Source organism: Dactylosporangium sp. NPDC050688, from assembly GCF_040654515.1.
Lineage (GTDB): Bacteria > Actinomycetota > Actinomycetes > Mycobacteriales > Micromonosporaceae > Dactylosporangium.
In genome coordinates, this window is sequence record NZ_JBFAIC010000013.1 from 76,540 (window position 1) to 94,456 (window position 17,917).

A 17,917-nucleotide genomic window follows, 5' to 3' on the forward strand; every position below is an offset into this window, starting at 1 on the left:
GGCCCGAGCCGCTCCGCTGGCCGCCCACGCCCCTCACCTTCGCTTATGCATTGTCACAATGCAAGACCCGCCGGCGGGGGTTTCCGAAACGGGCGGCCCCGGCGATGCGGTGCGGGCGTTCACGCGCCGCAGGTGACGCCCCCGTCGCGGACGGCCCAGGAAAGTCGACGGGTGGCAGAACCATCCAAGACGCCGTCGCCAGCCGCGCCGGCCGGGCTGGGCCGCCGGCTCGCCGTCGAGCTGATCGGCACGTTCTGGCTCGTGTTCGCCGGCTGCGGCACCGCCGTGCTCAGCGCCCGCTTCGACGACGTCGGCGCGGGGCTGCTCGGCGTCGCGGTGGCGTTCGGGCTGGCGCTGCTGACCGCGGCATACGCCTTCGGCCACATCTCCGGCGGCCACTTCAACCCGGCGGTCACGGTCGCGCTGTGGCTCGGCCGGCGCACCCGGGCCGCCGACGTCGTGCCGTACGTGCTGGTCCAGGTGGTCGCCGCCCTCGCCGCCGCGGCGGTGCTGCTGGTCGTCGCCGAGGGCCGGGCCGGGTACAGCCTCGACCGGGACGGCCTGGCCACCAACGGCTACGGCACGCACTCCCCCGGCGGGTACGCGCTCGGCGCCGCCCTGCTCGCCGAGGCCGTCCTGACGGCGGTGTTCGCGCTGGTCATCCTCGGCGCGACCGACCTCCGGGCGCCGCGCGGCACCGGCCCCCTCGCCATCGGCCTCACGCTGACGGTCATCCACCTGGTGAGCATCCCGGTGACGAACACGTCGGTGAACCCGGCCCGCTCCACCGGCCCTGCCCTCGTCGCCGGCGGCGCCGCCCTGTCGCAACTGTGGCTGTTCTGGGTGGCGCCGCTGATCGGCGCCGTCGTGGCCGGGATCGGCTACCGGTACGTGTCCGGCGGCACCGGCACCGTCGAGGCGGCCGCCGAGGCCCAGGACGTCGACGACCGCCCCAGCTGAGCCCTGGCCGGCGCCGGCCGCCTGGTGCTGCTCCATCCGCTGTCACGGCTGGTCGGCCTCGCCGTGCCCGCCCGTGGTTGACCCGGGTCGGTACGGTGGCGGCCGCTCGTGGCGGGTCCACCCCGCCGGGAACAGCTGAGAAGGAGCACACATGAGGCGCCTGGCGCTTTCGACATTGTTGGCCGCCGTCCTGGGCACGGCGCTCGCCGGCTGCGGTGAGGACGCCGCGGACACCCCGGCCGCGCAGACGACGCAGCAGTCCACGCAACAATCCGCGCCGCCGGCCGGCGACGCGTACCCGAAGACCGACGAGGGCGCGAAGGCGCTGCTGCAGGCGCTGCCGAAGGACCCGGCGCTGGTCGGCAGGCTGAAGCCGACGACCGAGGACTACCGGGCGCTGTTCGCCGGTGACGTCGCGGCGAAGGCGGAGCGGTTCTACGCGACGAACCTGTGGAACGGTGACGTGAAGCTCGGCGGCGACGCCGGGCAGACCGAGCTGAAGGTCTTCAAGGCCACCAGCGAGGAGATCCGGTCCTGGTCCTCGACGGTCGAGGCGAACTTCCCCGGCGGCTACCAGCAGATCGGCCCGCACCTGCAGCCCGGGCTCACCTGGTACCGGTGGAAGTACACCGAGCCGGGCAAGGACACCGGCATGGCGTACGAGGGCCTGGTGCACGTCAACGGCCACTGGGTGTGGACCCCGAAGCCGTGGCGGGCATTGGAGAGCTGACCGCGGGCGCGGGGGCCGGTAGGCTACGGGAGGCCGGCCCCCGCGACGTGAGGCGGATGACGCATGGATGAGCGGGAAGAGCTGGACTGGCACACGTTCGGAGCCGCCTCCCGCACCCTCGCCCAGGCCGTCGCCGACGACGGGTTCCGCCCCGACGTGGTGCTGTGCGTCGCCCGCGGCGGGCTGCTGCTGGCCGGGGCGCTGGGCTACGCGCTGGACGTGAAGCGCCTGGTGATGATGAACGTGCTGTATTACACCGGCGTCGACGAGCGCCTCGACACCCCGGTCGTGCTGCGGCCCACGCCCGACGGGGAGGACCTCGCCGGGGCGCGGGTGCTCATCGCCGACGACGTCTCCGACACCGGGGCCACGCTGCGGGTGGTCCGCGACTTCTGCGCCGTGCACGCCGACGAGGTGCGCTGCGCGGTGCTGTACGAGAAGCCGCAGACGGTGGTGCGGTGCGAGTACGTGTGGCGCCGCACCGACCGCTGGATCAACTTTCCGTGGTCGAGCGCGCCACCGGTCGTGGCGGCGTGACGCGCCGGTCACGCCGCGGCTAGTCGCGGCCGGCGGCGGCGAGCAGCCCGGCGACGGCGAGGCCGTTGGTGATGGTGCCGTCACGGACCCACGCCACGGCCTCGTCCAGCGGTACCCACCGCAGCCGCAGGTCCTCGTCGTCGTCCGGGTCCGCGCCGGTCTCGCCCAGCCGTCGGGCGAGGTACACGCGCACCCGCTCCCCGGTCATCCCCGGCGACGGGTGCAGGTCGACGAGGCGCTCCCAGCTGCCGGCGCTGACCCCGGTCTCCTCGGCCAGCTCGCGCTTCGCGGCGTCGAACGGCTCCTCGCCGTCGTCGAGCAGCCCGGCCGGCAGCTCCCACAGCGTGTCGCCGACGGGGTGGCGGTACTGCCGCACCAGCAGCACCCGCCCGCGGTCGTCGAGGGCGACGACGGCGACCGAGTCGGCGTGGTCGACGACCTCCCGCACGACCTGGCGGTCGCCCTGGCGCAGGGTGTCACGGTGCACGGTGATGATGTCGCCCGCGTAGACGACGGTGCGCTCCAGCAGCTCCGGTGTGTCCATGATGTCCGCGGTACCCATCCCGGCCGCGCACCCAACGGCGGTTCCCAGAAACCTTTCAGCATTGCCTGCTAGCGTCGGGTCATGGACGGCAGCAGTACCGGGCCGGGCGACGTCCCGGCTCCCTTCCGCACGGGCACTGGTGGACGCCGGCCGTGCTGATCCTGATCGGTCTCGTGCTCATCGTGGTCCTCACGGCGGCCACCGGCTACTTCGTGGCCGCCGAGTTCGCCTATGTGGCGGTCGACCGCGCCAAGCTCAAGCGCGCCGCGGACGGCGGTGACGTGCCGGCGCGGCGGGCGCTGCGGGTCACCGAGCGGCTGTCGTTCATGCTGTCGGGCGCGCAGCTCGGCATCACCGTGACGGCCCTGCTCGCAGGCTATGTCGCCGAGCCCTATCTGGGCCGCGGCCTGGCCGATCTGCTGGGTGTCGCGGGTGTGCCGCGCGCCGCCAGCACCTCGATCTCGGTGGTCGTGGCGCTGCTGACCGCCACGGTGGTGCAGATGGTGCTCGGCGAGCTCGGCCCGAAGAACTGGGCGATCGCCCGGCCGGAGGTGCTGGCCCGCGCGCTGGCCCGGTTCACGCTGATCTACCTGGCGGCGGCCGGCCCGCTGATCCGCATGTTCGACGCCGCGGCCAACCGGCTGCTGCGCCGGGCCGGCATCGAACCCATCGAGGAGCTGCCGGAGGGGGCCACCCCGGAGGACCTGGAGCGCATCATCGCCGAGTCGCAGACCGGCGGGCTGCTGGACGCGGACACCTCGCAGCTGCTGCAGCGGGGGCTGGCGTTCCGGTCCCGCACGGCGGAGGAGGCGATGATCGCGCGGGTCGACGTGGTGACCGTGGCCGCGACCGACCCGGCGGACCGGCTGGTCGAGCTGTTCGACACCGGCCACACCCGCTTCCCCGTCATCGGCGACAGCGTCGACGACGTGCTCGGCGTGGTCGGCGGCGCCGACCTGGTGGCGCTGCCCGCCGAGGACCGGCACCGCACGACGATGGCGCAGATCGCCGCGCCGCCGGTGCTGGTGCCGTCCACCGCCCCGCTGACGGTGGTGCTGGAGCGCCTGCGCGCCGAGCACCGGCAGCTCGCGTGCGTCGTGGACGAGTACGGCGGCTTCGCCGGCATCATCACCCTCGAGGACATCGCCGAGGAGCTGGTCGGGCAGATCCGCGACGAGGACGACCTGCCGGAGCCGGCGCCGGTCCGCCAGCCGGACGGCTCGTGGCTGGTCCCGGCCCGCTGGCGCATCGACGAGATCGCCCGCACCACCGGCGTGACCCTGCCCGAGAGCGACGACTACGACACCGTCTCGGGCCTGGTGCTGCAGCGCCTCGGCCGGGTGCCGCGGACCGGCGACACCGTCGACGTCGAGGTGCCCCCGGCGGCGCCCGAGGACCCGTACCGCACCGTCCGCATCGACGTGCTCAGCGTCCACCGCCACGTCCCGGCCACCGTGCGGGTGACGGCATGAGCGGTCCGCAGCGGAGCGGAGGGCCGCGAATCAGCAGCTCAGGGTGGAGCTCAGGCCGGCGCCGCAGCGCAGCGGAGGTGACGGCATGAGCGGTCCGCAGCGTAGCGGAGGGCCGCGAATCAGCAGCTCAGGGTGGAGCTCAGGCCGGCGCCGCAGCGCAGCGGAGGTGACGGCATGAGCGGTCCGCAGCGGAGCGGAGGGCTGCGAATCAGCAGCTCAGGGTGGAGCTCAGGCCGGCGCCGGAGCGCAGCGGAGGTGACGGCATGAGCGGTCCGCAGCGTAGCGGAGGGCCGCGAATCAGCAGCTCAGGGTGGAGCTCAGGCCGGCGCCGGAGCGCAGCGGAGGTGACGGCATGAGCACGGGGTGGGCGTTGGTGGTGTCGGCGGTGCTGCTGGCGCTGAACGGGTTCTTCGTCGCCGCCGAGTTCTCCCTCGTCGCCAGCAAACGGCACCGGCTGGAGCAGGCTGCGACGGAGGGCGGCCGGGCCGCCGCGGCGGCGCTCGCCGGCAGCCGGGAGCTGTCGCTGATGCTGGCTGGGGCGCAGCTGGGCATCACCCTGTGCTCGCTGGGCCTCGGCGCCCTCGCCGAGCCGGCGGTCGCGCACCTGCTCGACCCGGTGTTCACGGCGGTGGGCGTACCGGCGGACATCAGCTACCCGATCGCGTTCGTCATCGCGCTCGCGGTCGTGGTGTTCCTGCACATGGTCGTCGGTGAGATGGCGCCCAAGTCGTGGGCGATCAGCGACCCCGAGCGTTCGGCGCTGCGGCTGGCGTGGCCGTTCCGGGCGTTCACCCGGCTCGTCCGCCCGCTGCTGACCTTCCTCAACGGCCTGGCCAACGCGTGCCTGCGGCTGGTCAAGGTCGAGGCCCAGAACGAGCTGTCCGCGGCGCACGGCCCGGAGGAGCTGATGATGCTGCTGGAGTCCTCCCGCCAGCACGGCACCCTGGGCCAGGACCAGCACCTGCTGCTGAGCCGGATGCTGCGCCTGCAGGACACCACGGTCGCCCAGGTCATGACGCCGGCGGCGGACATGGTGACCGTGCCGGCGGACGCGACGGCGCACGACGTCGAGGACGCGCACCGCGCCACCGGCCGGTCCCGCTTCCCCGTGGTGGACGCCGGCGGCGCCGTCGTCGGGGTCGTGCACGTCCGCGACGCGCTGCGCCGCACCACCGCCGGCGGCACCGCCCGGGCGGCCGAGCTGATGATCGCGGCGTACTCGGTGCCCGCGTCCACCAGCGTCCTCGCGGCCGTCAGGTCGATGCGGGAGTCCCGCGCGCAGCTCGCGGTCGCCACCGCCGCCGGCGCACCGGTGGGCCTGGTCGCGCTCGAGGACCTGCTGGAGGAGGTCATCGGCGAGTTCGACGACGAGACCGACGCCGTCACCGCCGCCCGCTGATCCACGCCTCACCCGTTTCGCGCCCACCCGCCCGGGTAGGCGTCACGCATGGCAACCGACGGAGTGTGGCGCGACGAGCGGCAGCTGCCGCTGGAGGATCTGGCGGCGGCGGTGGCGACCTCGGCGACGGACGGGCAGGCGGACGACCCCGCCGGCAACGACGCCGGCATCGAGCAGGCCATCACCGAGGAGGCCGGCGAGCGGCAGGGCGGCCGGGACGGCGATCCCGACCCGACGAGCAGCGCCGGCCGGGCACTGCGGACCGACTACACCGGCAGTACCGGCCCCAACTGACGCAGCCGGTCACGCATCGGCGTGCTGCGCAGCACCGCCACCGGCGACCACTCGGCGAGCACCAGGGTCGCGTCGTCGGCCGGCGCGCCGCCCTGGTGCTCGGCGACCGCGTGCGCCAGCCGCCGCACGGTCTCCGGGGGCGGCAGCCCCTCCGCGGCGTGCCGTTCCGTCAGGTCGATGAGCCGCTGGACGCCGAACTCGTCACCGGCGGCGTCGCGGGCCTCGGTCACCCCATCGGTGTAGAGCAGCAGCCGGTCGTTGGCCTCCAGTGCCTCCTCGGCGACCTCGACGTCGTCCAGGACGCCGAGCGGCATGCGCCGGCCGGCGGCGAGGTCCTGCACCACCCGCCCGGTGCGCAGCAGCAGCGGCGCCGGGTGGCCGGCGTTGATGTACCGCAGCCCCCCCGCGTCCAGGTCGAGCTCCGCGAGCACGGCGGTCACGAACCGGCTGTCGGGGAACTGCTCGGCCAGCGCGACGTCCGCCGCCCGGGCCTGCTCGCGCAGGTCACCGCCGGCGCGGCGGGCCGAGCGCAGCGCCGAGATCGCCACCGCGCACGCCAGGCTGGCGGCCAGGCCGTGCCCGACGGCGTCGAGGATGGCGATGCGGGCCTGGGCGCCGTCGATCGCGTAGTCGAACCCGTCGCCGCCGACGTCGTAGCAGGGCTCCAGGATGGCGCTGATGACCATCCGCTCGCACGCCGACGTCAGCGGCGGCAGCAGCTGCCGCAGCAGCTCCGCCCCGGTCGTCATCGGCCGCGAGCGGCGCACCTGGGCGAGGAAGTCGCCCTTGTGGGTGGTGACGGTGATGAGATGCCCGATCAGCCCGGCGATCGTCTCGCAGCGGGCGCGCAGCTCGCCGTCGCGGACCTGCGGCCCACCGGCGGCGAACGCGAACTCGACCACGCCGAGCCGGTCGGTGCCGTTGACGATCGGCACGCACCACCCGCCGTCCCCGGTCGGCGTGGAGCGCACCATGGCGAACGCCTGCCCCGCGACGGTCGTCGCCAGCGGCTGCGGCCGCCCCGGCGGCTGTCCCGGCCGCGGCACCAGCCGCAGGTTGCGCTGCTCCTCGTCCACGAGGTGGATCGTGGCACGTACCCCCAGCGGCGCCAGCGCCTCGTCGACCGCCGTCGCCAGTCCGTCGGGCTGGAACAGGTGCGACCCGTCCAGGATCGCGATGAACGCCTCGAGCCAGCGCTCCTCGACCGTCGCTCCCATGTCCCGCTCACCCCTCGGCAACCAGACAGCCCCCACGGCCGTCCTCCACGACCGCGACGGTGTACGGCATTCCCACCCGCTCCGCAATGGAAACGGCGGTGGTGTCGACCCGCCCGGTTGCCGTTAGGCTCGGGACGTGGATTTCTCCCTCGCCCGGGACGGCGCATCCGGCCAGAGCAGCGAACGCGTTGCCGTCGAGGCGACCGAGCGCGACGGGGCCGTCATCGTCACCGTCACCGGCCGTGTGCTGTATGACACGCTCGGTCCGCTCGCCGACCGGCTGAGCGACCTGGTCGCCGGCCCGTCACCGCGGGTCGTGCTGGACCTGGAGGGGGTGCCGATGTGCGACTCCAGCGGCCTCAACCTGTTCGTGCGGACCCGCACCGAGCTGCTCGCGGCCGACGGCTGGCTGCGGCTGGCCGCCACCCAGCCGATGGTCGACAACGTCCTGCACATCACCAACCTGGACCGCATCCTGCCCCGCTACGCCACGGTCGAGGAGGCCACCGCGGCCGCCTGACGGGCCGGCCGGCGCCTGGCAGGACCTCTGAGAAAACCCTTAGCGCCGGCGGTCACCGCCGGGTGGGAGGATCCGCTGGTGACCGGCATGCGGATCCTCGTCGTCGACGACGACTCGGCCGTGCGGGACTCCCTCGCGCGGACGCTGCGCTTCGAGGGGTACCGCGTCGACACCGCCCGCGACGGGCAGGAGGCGCTGGACGCGGTCCGCGCCGACGAGCCCGACGCCGTGGTCCTCGACGTGAGCATGCCGCGCATGGACGGGCTGCAGGCGTGCCGGCAGCTGCGCGGCGACGGGCTGCTGGTGCCCGTGCTGATGCTGACCGCCCGGGACAGCGTGGGCGACCGGGTCGCCGGGCTCGACGCGGGCGCCGACGACTACCTCGTCAAACCGTTCGCGCTGCAGGAGCTGCTCGCCAGGATCCGGGCGCTGCTGCGCCGCTCGATGCTCACCGCACCGCCCGGGCCCCCGCCCGGACCCGCACCGGGCACGTCCGGCCCGCTCGTCTTCGCCGACCTGCGGCTGGACCCGGCGACCCGGGAGGTGTGGCGGGGCGAGCAGCCGTTGCGGCTGACCCGCACCGAGTTCGCCATCCTCGAGGTGTTCCTGCGCCACCCGCGGCAGGTGCTGACCCGCACCGTGCTGTTCGAGCTGGTGTGGGGCTACGACTTCGGCGAGACGTCCAACAGCATCCACGTGTACCTCGGCTACCTGCGCCGCAAGCTGGAGGCCGACGGCAGCCCCCGGCTGCTGCACACGGTCCGCGGGGTCGGCTTCGTCCTGCGCGAGGAGCCGCTGTGAGGGGCGCGCCGGCGCGGTGGTGGCGCCGGCGGACCCTGCACGACCGGCTGTCGCTGCTGGTGACCGCGGCGGTCGCGGCGGCCGTGCTCACCGTGGCCGGGATCGCGTTCGCGGCGGTCTTCCAGATCCAGCGCCAGCAGCTGCAGTCGCAGCTGGACGCCGACGCCCGCTCGATCGCGGCACAGCCGGAGCTGTGGCGCGACGGCCCGCCGCCGCTCGGCCCGGCCGGCCGCCGCGACCCCCGGCGCTGGCGCGACATCGGCCCCCGCTGGCAGGTCCTCGGCCGGGACGCCACGGTCGCCGGCGGCTCCGCGAACGGCCTGCCGGTCACCGAGGGCGCCCGGCGGGTCGCGGCCGGCCAGGCGCCGCGGCTGCGGGAGCGGGTCCTGCTGGACGGGCACAGCTACCTGATGCTGACGGTGCCGGCCGACCGCGGCGGCGGCGCGGTGCAGGTCGCCGTCGACCAGACCCCGGCCAACCGGACCCTGGCGGTGTTCGGGCTGCTCATGGCGGCGGCCTGCGTCCTGGGCATCGGCGGCGCGGCCGTGCTCGGCCGCACCGTCGCGCGGGCCGGCCTGGTGCCGGTCCAGCAGCTGACGAAGGCCGTCGAGGACGTCGCGGTGACCATGGACCTCGACCGGCCGGTCCCGATCCACGGCGTCGACGAGATCGCCCGCCTCGGCCAGTCCGTCAACACGATGCTCGCCGCGATCGGCGCCGCCCGCCAGTCGCAGCGGACCCTGGTAGAGGACGCCAGCCACGAGCTGCGGACCCCGCTGACCAGCATCCGCACCAACATCGAGCTGCTGCTGGCGGTCGAGCGGCAGCCGGAGCTGGCGCACCGCCTGCCGCCGGACGAGCGCGCGAAGCTGCTGCGCGACCTGGACGCCCAGGTCGGCGAGCTGGCCGCGCTCGCCACCGAGCTGGTCGAGCTGGCCCGGGAGGAGACCACCCGCGAGCCGGCCGAGGACGTCGAGCTGACCGACGTCGTCGGCGCCGCGACCGAGCGGGTCCGCATCCGGGTCCCGTCGGTCACGTTCACCACCGACCTGCGCCCCTGCACCGTCCACGGCCGCCCCGGCGAGCTGGAGCGGATGCTCGTCAACGTGCTGGACAACGCCGCCAAGTGGAGCCCGCCCGGCGGGGTCGTGCACACCGGGCTGGCCGTCGACGCCGGCGGCTGGGCCCGGCTCGTCGTCACCGACACCGGGCCCGGCATCGACGCCGAGGACCTGCCGCACGTCTTCGACCGCTTCTACCGGGCCCCCGCCGCCCGCGGCATGCCGGGCTCCGGCCTCGGCCTGGCGATCGTCGCCCAGACCGCCGCGCAGCACGGCGGCACGGTGACCGCCGGCCCGAACGACCCCACCGGCACCACGGTCACGATCCGCCTGCCGAGCACCGGCGCAGCGGCACCGGGAACGGCCTGATCAGTCCGTGACGGCCGGCCCGCGGCCCTTCCACAGCACCACGCCCGCGCTCGCCGTCACGACCAGGCCGATCGCCGCGATCTGCGCCGGGTGCAGCGCCTGGCCGAGCATCACGAAGCCGGCCAGGGCGGCGATCGCCGGCCCCAGGCTCATCAGCAGCGCGAACGTCGACGTCGGCAGGCGGCGCAGGGCGGCCAGCTCGAACGTGTACGGCAGCACCGACGACAGCACCGCCACCGCCGCGCCCAGCAGCAGCACGCGCGGGTCGAGCAGCGCGCCGCCGGCGAGGAGCAGGCCGGCGGGCAGGGCGAGGGCCGCGGCGACGAGCATGGCGAGGGTGAGGCCGTCGCGTTTCGGGAAGCTCGCGCCGGTACGGGCCGACAGCATGATGTACCCGGCCCAGGCGGTCCCGGCGAGGAACGCATACCCGACGCCGATCGGGTCGAGCTGGTCGAGGCCGCCGCCGCCGAGCAGCACGACGCCGGCGAGGGCGAGCAGCGCCCACAGCCACGCGACCCGGCTGCGGGCGGTGGCCACCGACAGGGTCAGCGGGCCGAGCACCTCCAGGGTGACGACCGGGCCGATCGGCATGCGGGCGATGGCGGCGTAGAACGCCAGGTTCATGCCGGCGAGGACCGCGCCGAAGACGCCGACGAGCAGCCATTGGCGGCGGGTGTACCCGCGCAGCCTCGGCCGTCCGACCGCCACCATCAGCGCGGCGCCGATGACCAGGCGCATCGAGACGACCCCGGCCGCCCCGGCGAGGGGGAACAGCGTGGTGGCCACCGCCGCTCCACTGTGGACGGACAGCTGCGACGCGAGGACCCGCCACACCCCGCCGGCGCGGGCCGGCTCGGCGGCGGCGGTCGGGGCGGGCGCGGTCAGCACGTCGGTCATACCGCGACGCTATGCACCGCGGCGGATCTTGTGAAATGCCGCTTCGCCGGTGGTTATGCTGCACACGCATGACCATCGAGCTGCGGCACCTCAGGGGGTTCCTCGCCATCGCGGAGGAGGGCAACCTCACCCGCGCGGCGGCCCGGCTGCACCTGACGCAGCCGGCGCTGAGCCGTACCCTGCAGCAGCTCGAGGCGCACCTCGGGGTCCGGCTGGTCGACCGGTCCACGCACCACCTGGCGCTGACCCCGGCGGGCCACGAGTTCCGCCGTAACGCCGCCGCCGCGATCGCCGCCGTCGAGCACGCCCTGGACCCGCACCGGTCCCGCGGGCTGCCGATCCGGCTCGGGCACGCGTGGTCGGCGCTCGGGGCGTACACCACGACCCTGCAGCGGCGGTGGAAACGCGCGCACCCGGAGACCGTCCTGGAGGTGCTGCGCCTCGACGAGCGCAGCGCGGGGCTGGCGTCCGGCGCGGTCGACGTCGCCGTCCTGCGCGGCCCGGCCGGCGCGCCCGGCGTGCCCGGCGTCACCGTGGCGCACCTGATGCGGGAGGCCCGCCTCGCCGCCGTCGCCGACGACAGCCCGCTGGCCGGGCGGGTCACGCTGACCCTGGCCGACCTTGCGTCGCAGCCGCTGGCCCTGAACACCGTCACCGGCAGCACCACCCTCTCGCTGTGGCCGGCGGGCGGGGCACCGTCGCAGGTCGTACCGGTGAAGAACACCGACGACTGGCTCGCCGTCATCATCGCCGGCGACGCGGTCGGGGTGACCGCGGCCGGGACCGCCGCCATGCACCCGAACCCGGCGGTGCGCTACCTGCCGCTCACCGACGCGCCGCCGGTCGACGTGGTCCTGGCCTGGCGGGAGCCGGTCACCCACCCGGCGGTGCCGGACCTGCTGCGCCTGGCCCACGACGTCGTCCGGCGCTGACCCCTCCCCCACCGGCGCCTCGCCGCCCTGCCGCGCCATGTGCGGAGACGGCTGACGGCTCACCCCGCGTGCCGTCCCGGCGACCCGGACGCCACGTGCCGCCCGCCCGCCGCCACGTGCCGCCCCTGCCCGTCAACGGCGCCGCCGGCCGTACCGTCGAGCGAATCGTCGCTTGGAGTCACGGCGGTGGGCGTACCGGAGCCGGAGCCCGAGGCGCCGGAAGCGGCCGCCGGGGACAGTGCCGCCGGGCGGGCCGGCCACCAGAACCGCTCGCCCATCAGCAGCGCGATCGCCGGCACCACGACCGTCCGCACGACGAGCGTGTCGAGGATGACACCGATGCCGACGATGACCCCGATCTGCGTGAGCACGATCACCGGCAGCACGCCCAGCACGGTGAAGACCGCGGCGAGCAGGATGCCGGCGGAGGTGATGACGCCGCCGGTGGCGCCGAGCGCGCGGACCATCCCGGCGCGGGTGTCGCCGCGCACCGCCGCCTCCTCCCGGGCGCGGGTGACCAGGAAGATGTTGTAGTCGACGCCGAGCGCGACGAGGAACAGGAAGCTCAGCAGCGGGACGTTCGCGTCGAGGGCCGGGATGCCCAGGCCGAGGCGCAGGATCAGGCTGGCGGCGCCGACGCTGGCGGCGAAGCTCACGACGACGGTGAGCAGGAGCAGCAGCGGCGCCACGACCGAGCGCAGCAGCAGCACGAGCACGAGCAGCACGACGAGCAGCACCAGCGGGACGACGACCCTGTTGTCGCGCTGGTACGCGTCACGCTTGTCGAGATCCGCGGCGGGTGCGCCGCCGACGAGCGGGTCGCTGCCCGGAATCGCCGCGAGGGCCGAGCGCATCGCGCGCACCGTGTCGTCGGCGGCGGGCGTGCCGGAGGCGGCCCGCAGGTCGACGCGCAGCTTGGTGAGGGCGCCGTCGTCGGAGCGTTCGGGGCGGGCGACCGCGGCGACCCCGCCGAGGCCCTCGACGGCGGCGACGGCCTGGTCGGTGGTGGCGGCGGCCACGACGACGGTCACCGGCTGCGACGACCCGGCCGGGAAGTGCCGGGCGAGGGCCTCCTGCGCGGTGACGGACTCGACCTTGGTGCGGAACTGCTCGGTCTGCGACAGGCCGATCGACGTGCTGAGCAGCCCGGCGGCGAGCACGGCGAGCGCGACCGCGGCGCCAGCGAGGACCCTGGCCGGGTGCCGGCCGACGGCGTGCGCGATCCGGGACCACATGCCCCGGCTGGTCGGGTCCTGGCTGCCGACCTGGGGCACGAACGGCCAGAAGATCCCGCGCGGCAGGCTGACCAGGGCGGCGGGCAGCACCACGAGGCCGAACAGCAGCGCGACGGCGACGCCGATCGCGGCCGCGACGCCGAGCGTGCGGTTCGCGGTGAGCACCGCGGCGAGCAGGGTGAGCAGCGCGAGGATCACGGTGCCGGCGCTGGCGACCACGGCCGGCGCGGCGCCGCGCAGCGCGGCCCTCATCGCCTCCCGGCGGTCGGGCGTGTGGCGCAGTTCCTCGCGGTACCGCGAGATCAACAGCAACGCGTAGTCGGTGCCGGCGCCGAAGACGAGCACGGACACGATGCCGCTGACCGAGGCGTCGGTGCGCTCGCCCACGAACTTGGCGACCCACGGCAGCAGTTTCGCCACCACCTGGTCGCCGGTACCGATGACGACGAGCGGGACGATCCACAGCAGCGGGCTGCGGTACGTGAGCAGCAGCAGCACCGCGACGACGCTGGCGGTCGCGATCAGCAGGGTGACGTCGGCGCCCTGGAACGCGGCGGAGATGTCGCGGGCGAACGCGGGACCGCCGGTGACCTGCGCGGTCAGCCCGCCGGGCAGCGCGCCCGCGGCGTGCACGACGTCGCGGATCCGCTCCACCGCGGAGTGCCGGGTGTCGTTGTCGCCACTGAGGGTGACGGCGAGCAGCGCGGCCTGACCGTCCTCGGCGACCACGGGCGACGGCACCTGCCCACCTTCGGCGGTGCCCGCGAGGGTGGTGCGGGCCTGCTCGATCACGGCCCGGTCGGCGTCGGTGAGGGGTGCGTCACGGCGCTCGTACACCACGACGGCGACGTCGGTGCGGCCGCTGGCGAACCGGTCCGCCAGCTGCGTCACCCGGGTCGACTCCTTGCCCGCCGGCAGCCCGTCGCCGGGCTCCGCGGCCGGCTGGGCGGGCGAGGTCAGGAACACCAGTGCCGTCAGCCCCAAGGTGACGAGCAGGATCAGGACCGCCCCCAACCTGCTGGTGACGGCGGCTGCCACTCGTGTGCCCACGTTCTTCCCCCTCGACGGCCAAAATAGTTCCACAGTCGAACTTGTTCTGCCCCTTGATACTCGCCACACTCGGATCGACGCAAGAATCGACGCAACTCTGTGTATTGATCACCCTACGTGCGGACGGGCACGGCGGTCCGGCGCACTGCCGCGACCTGGGTTGGCTGCTACTCACGCTCGCCGTCGCCGTGCTGGTCTTGTGCGCGGCGAACTACGCCGCGGTGTCGGTCCCGCCGCAGGATGCCACCGCCGGCCTGCTCGCCGAGCAGGCCGGCCGTGCCGCCGCCCGCGCCCGGCGCGCGTCCGGGATGTGGCGGCGGTGCCGTGCCGGCGCCGGCCGTCAGCAGGCGGGCGGGGTGCCCGTCGCCGCGGCGCCGATCGGGCTCGTCGCGGCCGACGGGGACGCCGGATCGGACGGCGACGGCGACGGCGAAGGCGACGGGGACACGGGGGCCGGGCTGTACATGAACGTACCGGTCTGCTGGAACGCCGAGGAGCCCAGCGCCACCCCGGGCAGGGTCACCTGGTGGCCGGACGTGTCGGTGACGCGCAGGGCGATCGGGCCGGTCAGGCCCGACGGCCCGGTCCACGTGTTGTCGGTGTTGTGCTTCAGCGGGGTCCAGCCGGCGGGGGTCTGCAGCTCCACAGTGGACAGCCGGTTGCCGTGGTTGTCCAGGACGACCGACAGCGACGAGTAGCCGGTGCCGCCCCTGGCGCGGACCTTCAGCGGGCCGGGGAGCTCGGGGTCGCGGACTGCGCCGTACGTGATCTTGATGATGCCCGCGCTCACGTCACCGATGCGGGCGAAGGCGGCCTTGCTCAGGTCGATCTTGCCGGCGGGGCAGGACGGGCACTGGTCGACGACCTGGACCATGGTCGTGCGGCCGTTGGGGCCGGTCACGGCGAGATACGAGCCGCACGCCGCGCCGCCGGCCCACTCGGCGGGGCCGATGGCGGCGTAGCCGTCGCTGGACGGGGCGCCGAGGTTGCACATGCCGTTGCGGTTGGTGCTGTAGTACGAGGCGCTGCCGGCGCGCGCGTTCTCCACCACGGGTTCCCGGGCGGCCGGCGGCGGCGCGGCGCAGGCGGCGTTGCCGCTGTCCTGGGCGACGAGCACGATCGAGACGACGACGGCGAGGACGCCGCCCGCGGCGGGGATCATCCAACGCAGGTGACGGCGGTCCATGGGTCCGGGAGTCTAGAAGCCGCGCCGCCGGACAGCATCAAGCACCCGCAGTGCATGTATCCGTTGACACGAAGGCATCGACGGGCGTTCCATGTGTGGATGCGCAGCGTCGCGTCATTGCTCCTCGTGCTCGGGATCCTCGCCGCCGCCCCCGCACCCGCCTCGGCGGACCCGCCGGTGTGCGGGCCGCCCGTGGCCAGCACCACACAGCCCGGCTACACCGTCGCCGACCCGGACTGCGACGTCAACGGCACCCCGTTCGGGGCCGTCGCCGGGTCCAGCGTGTGGACCGGGATCGAGGACGGCGCCGCGTACCGCATCGAACGGCCCGCCGCCTGGAACGGCGAGCTCGTGCTGTACGCGCATGGCTACCGCGGCCTCGGCACGACGGTGTTCGTCGACAACCCGGCGCTGCGCGCGCACTACCTGGCGCGCGGGTTCGCCTGGGCCGCGTCCAGCTACCAGACCAACGGCTACGACGTCGGTCAGGGCGTGCGCGACTCGTACGCGCTGATCCGGCGCTTCACCGAACGCACCGGGCAGCGCGCCCGCGCCGTCTACATGACCGGCGCCTCGATGGGCGGGCACGTCACCGCCGTCGCCATCGAGGAGCACCCGCAGGCGTTCGTCGCCGCGATGCCCGTCTGCGGCGTCCTCGGCGACGCCGAGCTGTTCGACTACTTCCTCGACGCCAACGTCACGGCCGCGGCGCTCACCGGCACCGCCATCACGTTCCCGGAGGCGCCCGTCGATCCGTCGTTCCTGGAGGTGTACCGCCAGCAGGTGGCCCGGCAGGTGCCGCTGCTCGGCCAGGGGGCCGGGCTGACCCCGCTCGGGCACCGCTGGGGTGACTTCGTCGAGCAGCGCAGCGGCGGCACCCGGCCCGGCTTCGACAACGCGTTCGCCTACTGGAGCGCGCTGCCCGGCATCGCGCCGCTGACCTCGGTGCCGTTCCTGTTCGGCGTGTACCCGGGGCTGTCCGGCGGCACCGCCGGCGTCGCCGAGGGCAACGTCACGTCCAACCGCTCCACCCTGTACCAGGGCGACGACAACCCGTGGCTGTCCCGCGACGAGCTGCGGGTCAACCGCGACGTGCTGCGGGTGGACCGGACGGACCGGCCGTCGCGGGACCTGTCCGGGGTGCCCCGCGTCGACGGCCGGCCGCGGGTCCCGGTGCTGTCCATGCACACCATCGGCGACCTGTTCGTGCCGCTGTCGATGGAGCAGGAGTACGCCCGCCGCGCCGCCCTGCAGGGCCGCGGCAAGCTGTTCGTGTCGCGGGCCGTGCGCGCCCTCGGGCACTGCGAGTTCACCGGGCCCGAGCTGGCGCAGGGCTTCGACGACCTGGTCACCTGGGTGCGCACCGGGCACCGCCCGGCCGGCGACGCGATCCTGGACCGCCGGGCGGTCGCCGGCGCCGGGTTCGGCTGCCGGTTCACCCTCACCGACCGGCCGTCGTTCGGCGCCGCCTGCCCGCGCTGACACTGGTGCGGGCGGCGGCTGTCGCCCGCACCAGTTCGGGGGCGATGGCTGTCGGCCGCACCGGTTCGGGGCGGCTGTCGCCCGCACGGGTTCGGGCGCGGTGGCTGTCGCCTTCGCGGCAGGTGGCCGCCGGCGGGGTGTCCAAGATCCGACGAGCCGCCGGAAGGGGCCGGACCTGCCGATATCGTGGCCCCGTGACGCGGCTCGACTTCCGGATCCTAGGCCCGCTGGAGGTCCAGCCACCGGCCGGCGCGCCGCTGGAGCTCGGCGCCCGCAAGCAGCGCGCGGTGCTGGCGCTGCTGCTGCTCGACCCGGGCAGGGTCGTGTCGCTGGACCGGATCGTCAACGGGCTGTGGACCGGGGAGGCGCCGTCCAGCGCCACCGGCACGCTGCAGGTGTACGTGTCGCAGCTGCGCCGCGTCCTGGAGCCGGACCGGCCGCCGCGGACCCCGCCGGCGGTGCTGGTCACCCGCGACCCCGGCTACCTGCTGGCCGTCGACGGCGAGCAGGTCGACGCGGTGCGCTTCACCCGCGGCGCCGAGGCCGGCCGGGGCAGGCTCGCCGCCGGCGCGTACGCCGAGGCCGAGCAGCTGCTCACCGCCGCACTCGGGCAGTGGCGGGGCGAGCCGCTCGCGGACTTCGCCGACGAGGAGTTCGCCGCCGCCGTCGCCGCGCAGCTCGGCGAGGTGCGCGACGGCGCGGTCGAGGACCTCGTCGAGGTGCACCTCGCCACCGGCCGGCACGCGCAGGCGGCCACGGCGGCGCAGGGCCTGCTCGACCGGCACCCGTTCCGCGAGCGGTCCTGGGGTCAGCTGATGCTCGCCCTGTACCGCGACGGCCGCCAGGCCGACGCGCTCGCGGCGTACCGGCGCGCCCGCACGGTCCTCGACGAGGAGCTGGGCCTGCCGCCGGGCCCGCAGCTGCGCGCCCTGGAGGCGGCGATCCTGCGGCACGACCCGGCCCTCGACACCACCCTGGCCGCGCCGCCGGCCACACCGCTGCCGACTCCCGATCCGCCCGGCGCGGGCGCTCCGCTCGTGGCGGGCGCGCCGGTCGTGGCGGGCGCCCCTCTGGGGGTGGCCGCTCCGCTCGGGGCCGGCGCGGCGGTCCAGCCGGCCGCGCTGCCCGGCCCTGCCGCCGCGCTGCCCGGCCCTGCCGCCGCGCTGCCCGGCCCTGCCGCCGCGCTGCCCGGCCCTGCCGCCGCGCTGCCCGGCCCTGCCGCCGCGCTGCC

General features: G+C 75.1%; 17 protein-coding genes. 12 read left to right on the forward strand and 5 right to left on the reverse strand.

What is annotated here, in order from left to right:
- The first annotated feature begins 171 nt into the window (after window positions 1-171).
- The 3 genes from aqpZ to AB0H83_RS15320 all read left to right on the forward strand — a co-directional run bounded on the left by aqpZ (window position 172) and on the right by AB0H83_RS15320 (window position 2,227).
- Window positions 172-960, forward strand: coding sequence for an aquaporin Z (gene aqpZ, locus AB0H83_RS15310; RefSeq protein ID WP_360092945.1), 789 nt, complete (start codon window positions 172-174; stop codon window positions 958-960).
- 151 nt (window positions 961-1,111) lie between these two features.
- Window positions 1,112-1,690 carry a hypothetical protein gene (locus AB0H83_RS15315; RefSeq protein ID WP_360092948.1) on the forward strand — a complete coding sequence of 193 codons (579 nt, stop codon included), beginning with the start codon at window positions 1,112-1,114 and terminating at the stop codon, window positions 1,688-1,690.
- A 63-nt stretch (window positions 1,691-1,753) separates the two neighbouring features.
- Window positions 1,754-2,227: a phosphoribosyltransferase family protein gene (locus tag AB0H83_RS15320; protein WP_360092951.1), complete on the forward strand. Its 474-nt coding sequence runs from the start codon at window positions 1,754-1,756 to the stop codon at window positions 2,225-2,227.
- A 19-nt stretch (window positions 2,228-2,246) separates the two neighbouring features.
- On the opposite strand, the gene AB0H83_RS15325 is transcribed toward AB0H83_RS15320, so the two are convergent.
- The gene (locus AB0H83_RS15325; protein WP_360092954.1) at window positions 2,247-2,771 is read right to left on the reverse strand and encodes an NUDIX hydrolase; all 525 of its coding nucleotides are present in this window, start codon (window positions 2,769-2,771) and stop codon (window positions 2,247-2,249) included.
- Between the two features lie 152 nt (window positions 2,772-2,923).
- On the opposite strand from AB0H83_RS15325, the gene AB0H83_RS15330 reads away from it, so the two are divergent.
- From AB0H83_RS15330 to AB0H83_RS15340, 3 genes are all read left to right on the forward strand, one after another.
- Entirely contained in the window at window positions 2,924-4,243 is a 1,320-nt protein-coding gene (locus AB0H83_RS15330; RefSeq protein ID WP_360092957.1) for a hemolysin family protein, read from the forward strand.
- Window positions 4,244-4,595: 352 nt separating this feature from the next.
- A complete protein-coding gene (locus tag AB0H83_RS15335; RefSeq protein ID WP_360092960.1) occupies window positions 4,596-5,642 on the forward strand; it encodes a hemolysin family protein in 1,047 nt (348 codons plus the stop codon).
- Window positions 5,643-5,690: 48 nt separating this feature from the next.
- Window positions 5,691-5,936: a hypothetical protein gene (locus tag AB0H83_RS15340; RefSeq protein ID WP_360092963.1), complete on the forward strand. Its 246-nt coding sequence runs from the start codon at window positions 5,691-5,693 to the stop codon at window positions 5,934-5,936.
- Here AB0H83_RS15340 and AB0H83_RS15345 read toward each other — a convergent pair.
- Window positions 5,909-7,153 carry a PP2C family protein-serine/threonine phosphatase gene (locus AB0H83_RS15345; protein WP_360092965.1) on the reverse strand — a complete coding sequence of 415 codons (1,245 nt, stop codon included), beginning with the start codon at window positions 7,151-7,153 and terminating at the stop codon, window positions 5,909-5,911. The two genes, AB0H83_RS15340 and AB0H83_RS15345, sit on opposite strands and share 28 nt — an antisense overlap.
- A gap of 136 nt (window positions 7,154-7,289) precedes the next feature.
- On the opposite strand from AB0H83_RS15345, the gene AB0H83_RS15350 reads away from it, so the two are divergent.
- The 3 genes from AB0H83_RS15350 (at window position 7,290) to AB0H83_RS15360 (ending at window position 9,904) form a co-directional block, all read left to right on the forward strand.
- A complete protein-coding gene (locus AB0H83_RS15350) occupies window positions 7,290-7,673 on the forward strand; it encodes an STAS domain-containing protein (protein WP_360092968.1) in 384 nt (127 codons plus the stop codon).
- Window positions 7,674-7,760: 87 nt separating this feature from the next.
- Window positions 7,761-8,474, forward strand: coding sequence for a response regulator transcription factor (locus AB0H83_RS15355; RefSeq protein ID WP_360093275.1), 714 nt, complete (start codon window positions 7,761-7,763; stop codon window positions 8,472-8,474).
- Entirely contained in the window at window positions 8,471-9,904 is a 1,434-nt protein-coding gene (locus tag AB0H83_RS15360) for a HAMP domain-containing sensor histidine kinase (RefSeq protein ID WP_360092971.1), read from the forward strand. Before AB0H83_RS15355 ends, AB0H83_RS15360 begins: the two co-directional genes overlap by 4 nt.
- Here the strand turns inward: AB0H83_RS15360 and AB0H83_RS15365 are convergent, their stop codons facing one another.
- Window positions 9,905-10,801: an EamA family transporter gene (locus tag AB0H83_RS15365; protein WP_360092974.1), complete on the reverse strand. Its 897-nt coding sequence runs from the start codon at window positions 10,799-10,801 to the stop codon at window positions 9,905-9,907.
- A gap of 68 nt (window positions 10,802-10,869) precedes the next feature.
- On the opposite strand from AB0H83_RS15365, the gene AB0H83_RS15370 reads away from it, so the two are divergent.
- Window positions 10,870-11,733 (forward strand): LysR family transcriptional regulator, encoded by an 864-nt coding sequence (locus AB0H83_RS15370; RefSeq protein WP_360092977.1) that lies wholly within the window; start codon window positions 10,870-10,872, stop codon window positions 11,731-11,733.
- Window positions 11,734-11,792: 59 nt separating this feature from the next.
- On the opposite strand, the gene AB0H83_RS15375 is transcribed toward AB0H83_RS15370, so the two are convergent.
- Window positions 11,793-14,018, reverse strand: a complete 2,226-nt coding sequence (locus tag AB0H83_RS15375) for an MMPL family transporter (protein WP_360092980.1) — start codon at window positions 14,016-14,018, stop codon at window positions 11,793-11,795.
- A gap of 340 nt (window positions 14,019-14,358) precedes the next feature.
- Window positions 14,359-15,204: an expansin EXLX1 family cellulose-binding protein gene (locus AB0H83_RS15380; RefSeq protein WP_360092983.1), complete on the reverse strand. Its 846-nt coding sequence runs from the start codon at window positions 15,202-15,204 to the stop codon at window positions 14,359-14,361.
- Window positions 15,205-15,303: 99 nt separating this feature from the next.
- Here AB0H83_RS15380 and AB0H83_RS15385 point away from each other — a divergent pair, with 99 nt between their 5' ends.
- A complete protein-coding gene (locus AB0H83_RS15385; protein WP_360092986.1) occupies window positions 15,304-16,686 on the forward strand; it encodes a prolyl oligopeptidase family serine peptidase in 1,383 nt (460 codons plus the stop codon).
- Window positions 16,687-16,880: 194 nt separating this feature from the next.
- Window positions 16,881-17,917 (forward strand): AfsR/SARP family transcriptional regulator (locus AB0H83_RS15390; protein ID WP_360092989.1); only part of this gene is annotated, 1,037 nt, incomplete at its 3' end.

Excerpts from the sequence above, each read along its gene's own strand:
- AB0H83_RS15315 (WP_360092948.1), top strand. The coding sequence starts at position 1,112 with ATGAGGCGCCTGGCGCTTTCGACATTGTTGGCCGCCGTCCTGGGCACG.
- AB0H83_RS15320 (WP_360092951.1), top strand. The coding sequence starts at position 1,754 with ATGGATGAGCGGGAAGAGCTGGACTGGCACACGTTCGGAGCCGCCTCC.
- AB0H83_RS15325 (WP_360092954.1), bottom strand. The coding sequence starts at position 2,771 with ATGGACACACCGGAGCTGCTGGAGCGCACCGTCGTCTACGCGGGCGAC.
- AB0H83_RS15335 (WP_360092960.1), top strand. The coding sequence starts at position 4,596 with ATGAGCACGGGGTGGGCGTTGGTGGTGTCGGCGGTGCTGCTGGCGCTG.
- AB0H83_RS15340 (WP_360092963.1), top strand. The coding sequence starts at position 5,691 with ATGGCAACCGACGGAGTGTGGCGCGACGAGCGGCAGCTGCCGCTGGAG.
- AB0H83_RS15345 (WP_360092965.1), bottom strand. The coding sequence starts at position 7,153 with ATGGGAGCGACGGTCGAGGAGCGCTGGCTCGAGGCGTTCATCGCGATC.
- AB0H83_RS15355 (WP_360093275.1), top strand. The coding sequence starts at position 7,761 with ATGCGGATCCTCGTCGTCGACGACGACTCGGCCGTGCGGGACTCCCTC.
- AB0H83_RS15365 (WP_360092974.1), bottom strand. The coding sequence starts at position 10,801 with ATGACCGACGTGCTGACCGCGCCCGCCCCGACCGCCGCCGCCGAGCCG.
- AB0H83_RS15370 (WP_360092977.1), top strand. The coding sequence starts at position 10,870 with ATGACCATCGAGCTGCGGCACCTCAGGGGGTTCCTCGCCATCGCGGAG.
- AB0H83_RS15380 (WP_360092983.1), bottom strand. The coding sequence starts at position 15,204 with ATGGACCGCCGTCACCTGCGTTGGATGATCCCCGCCGCGGGCGGCGTC.
- AB0H83_RS15385 (WP_360092986.1), top strand. The coding sequence starts at position 15,304 with ATGCGCAGCGTCGCGTCATTGCTCCTCGTGCTCGGGATCCTCGCCGCC.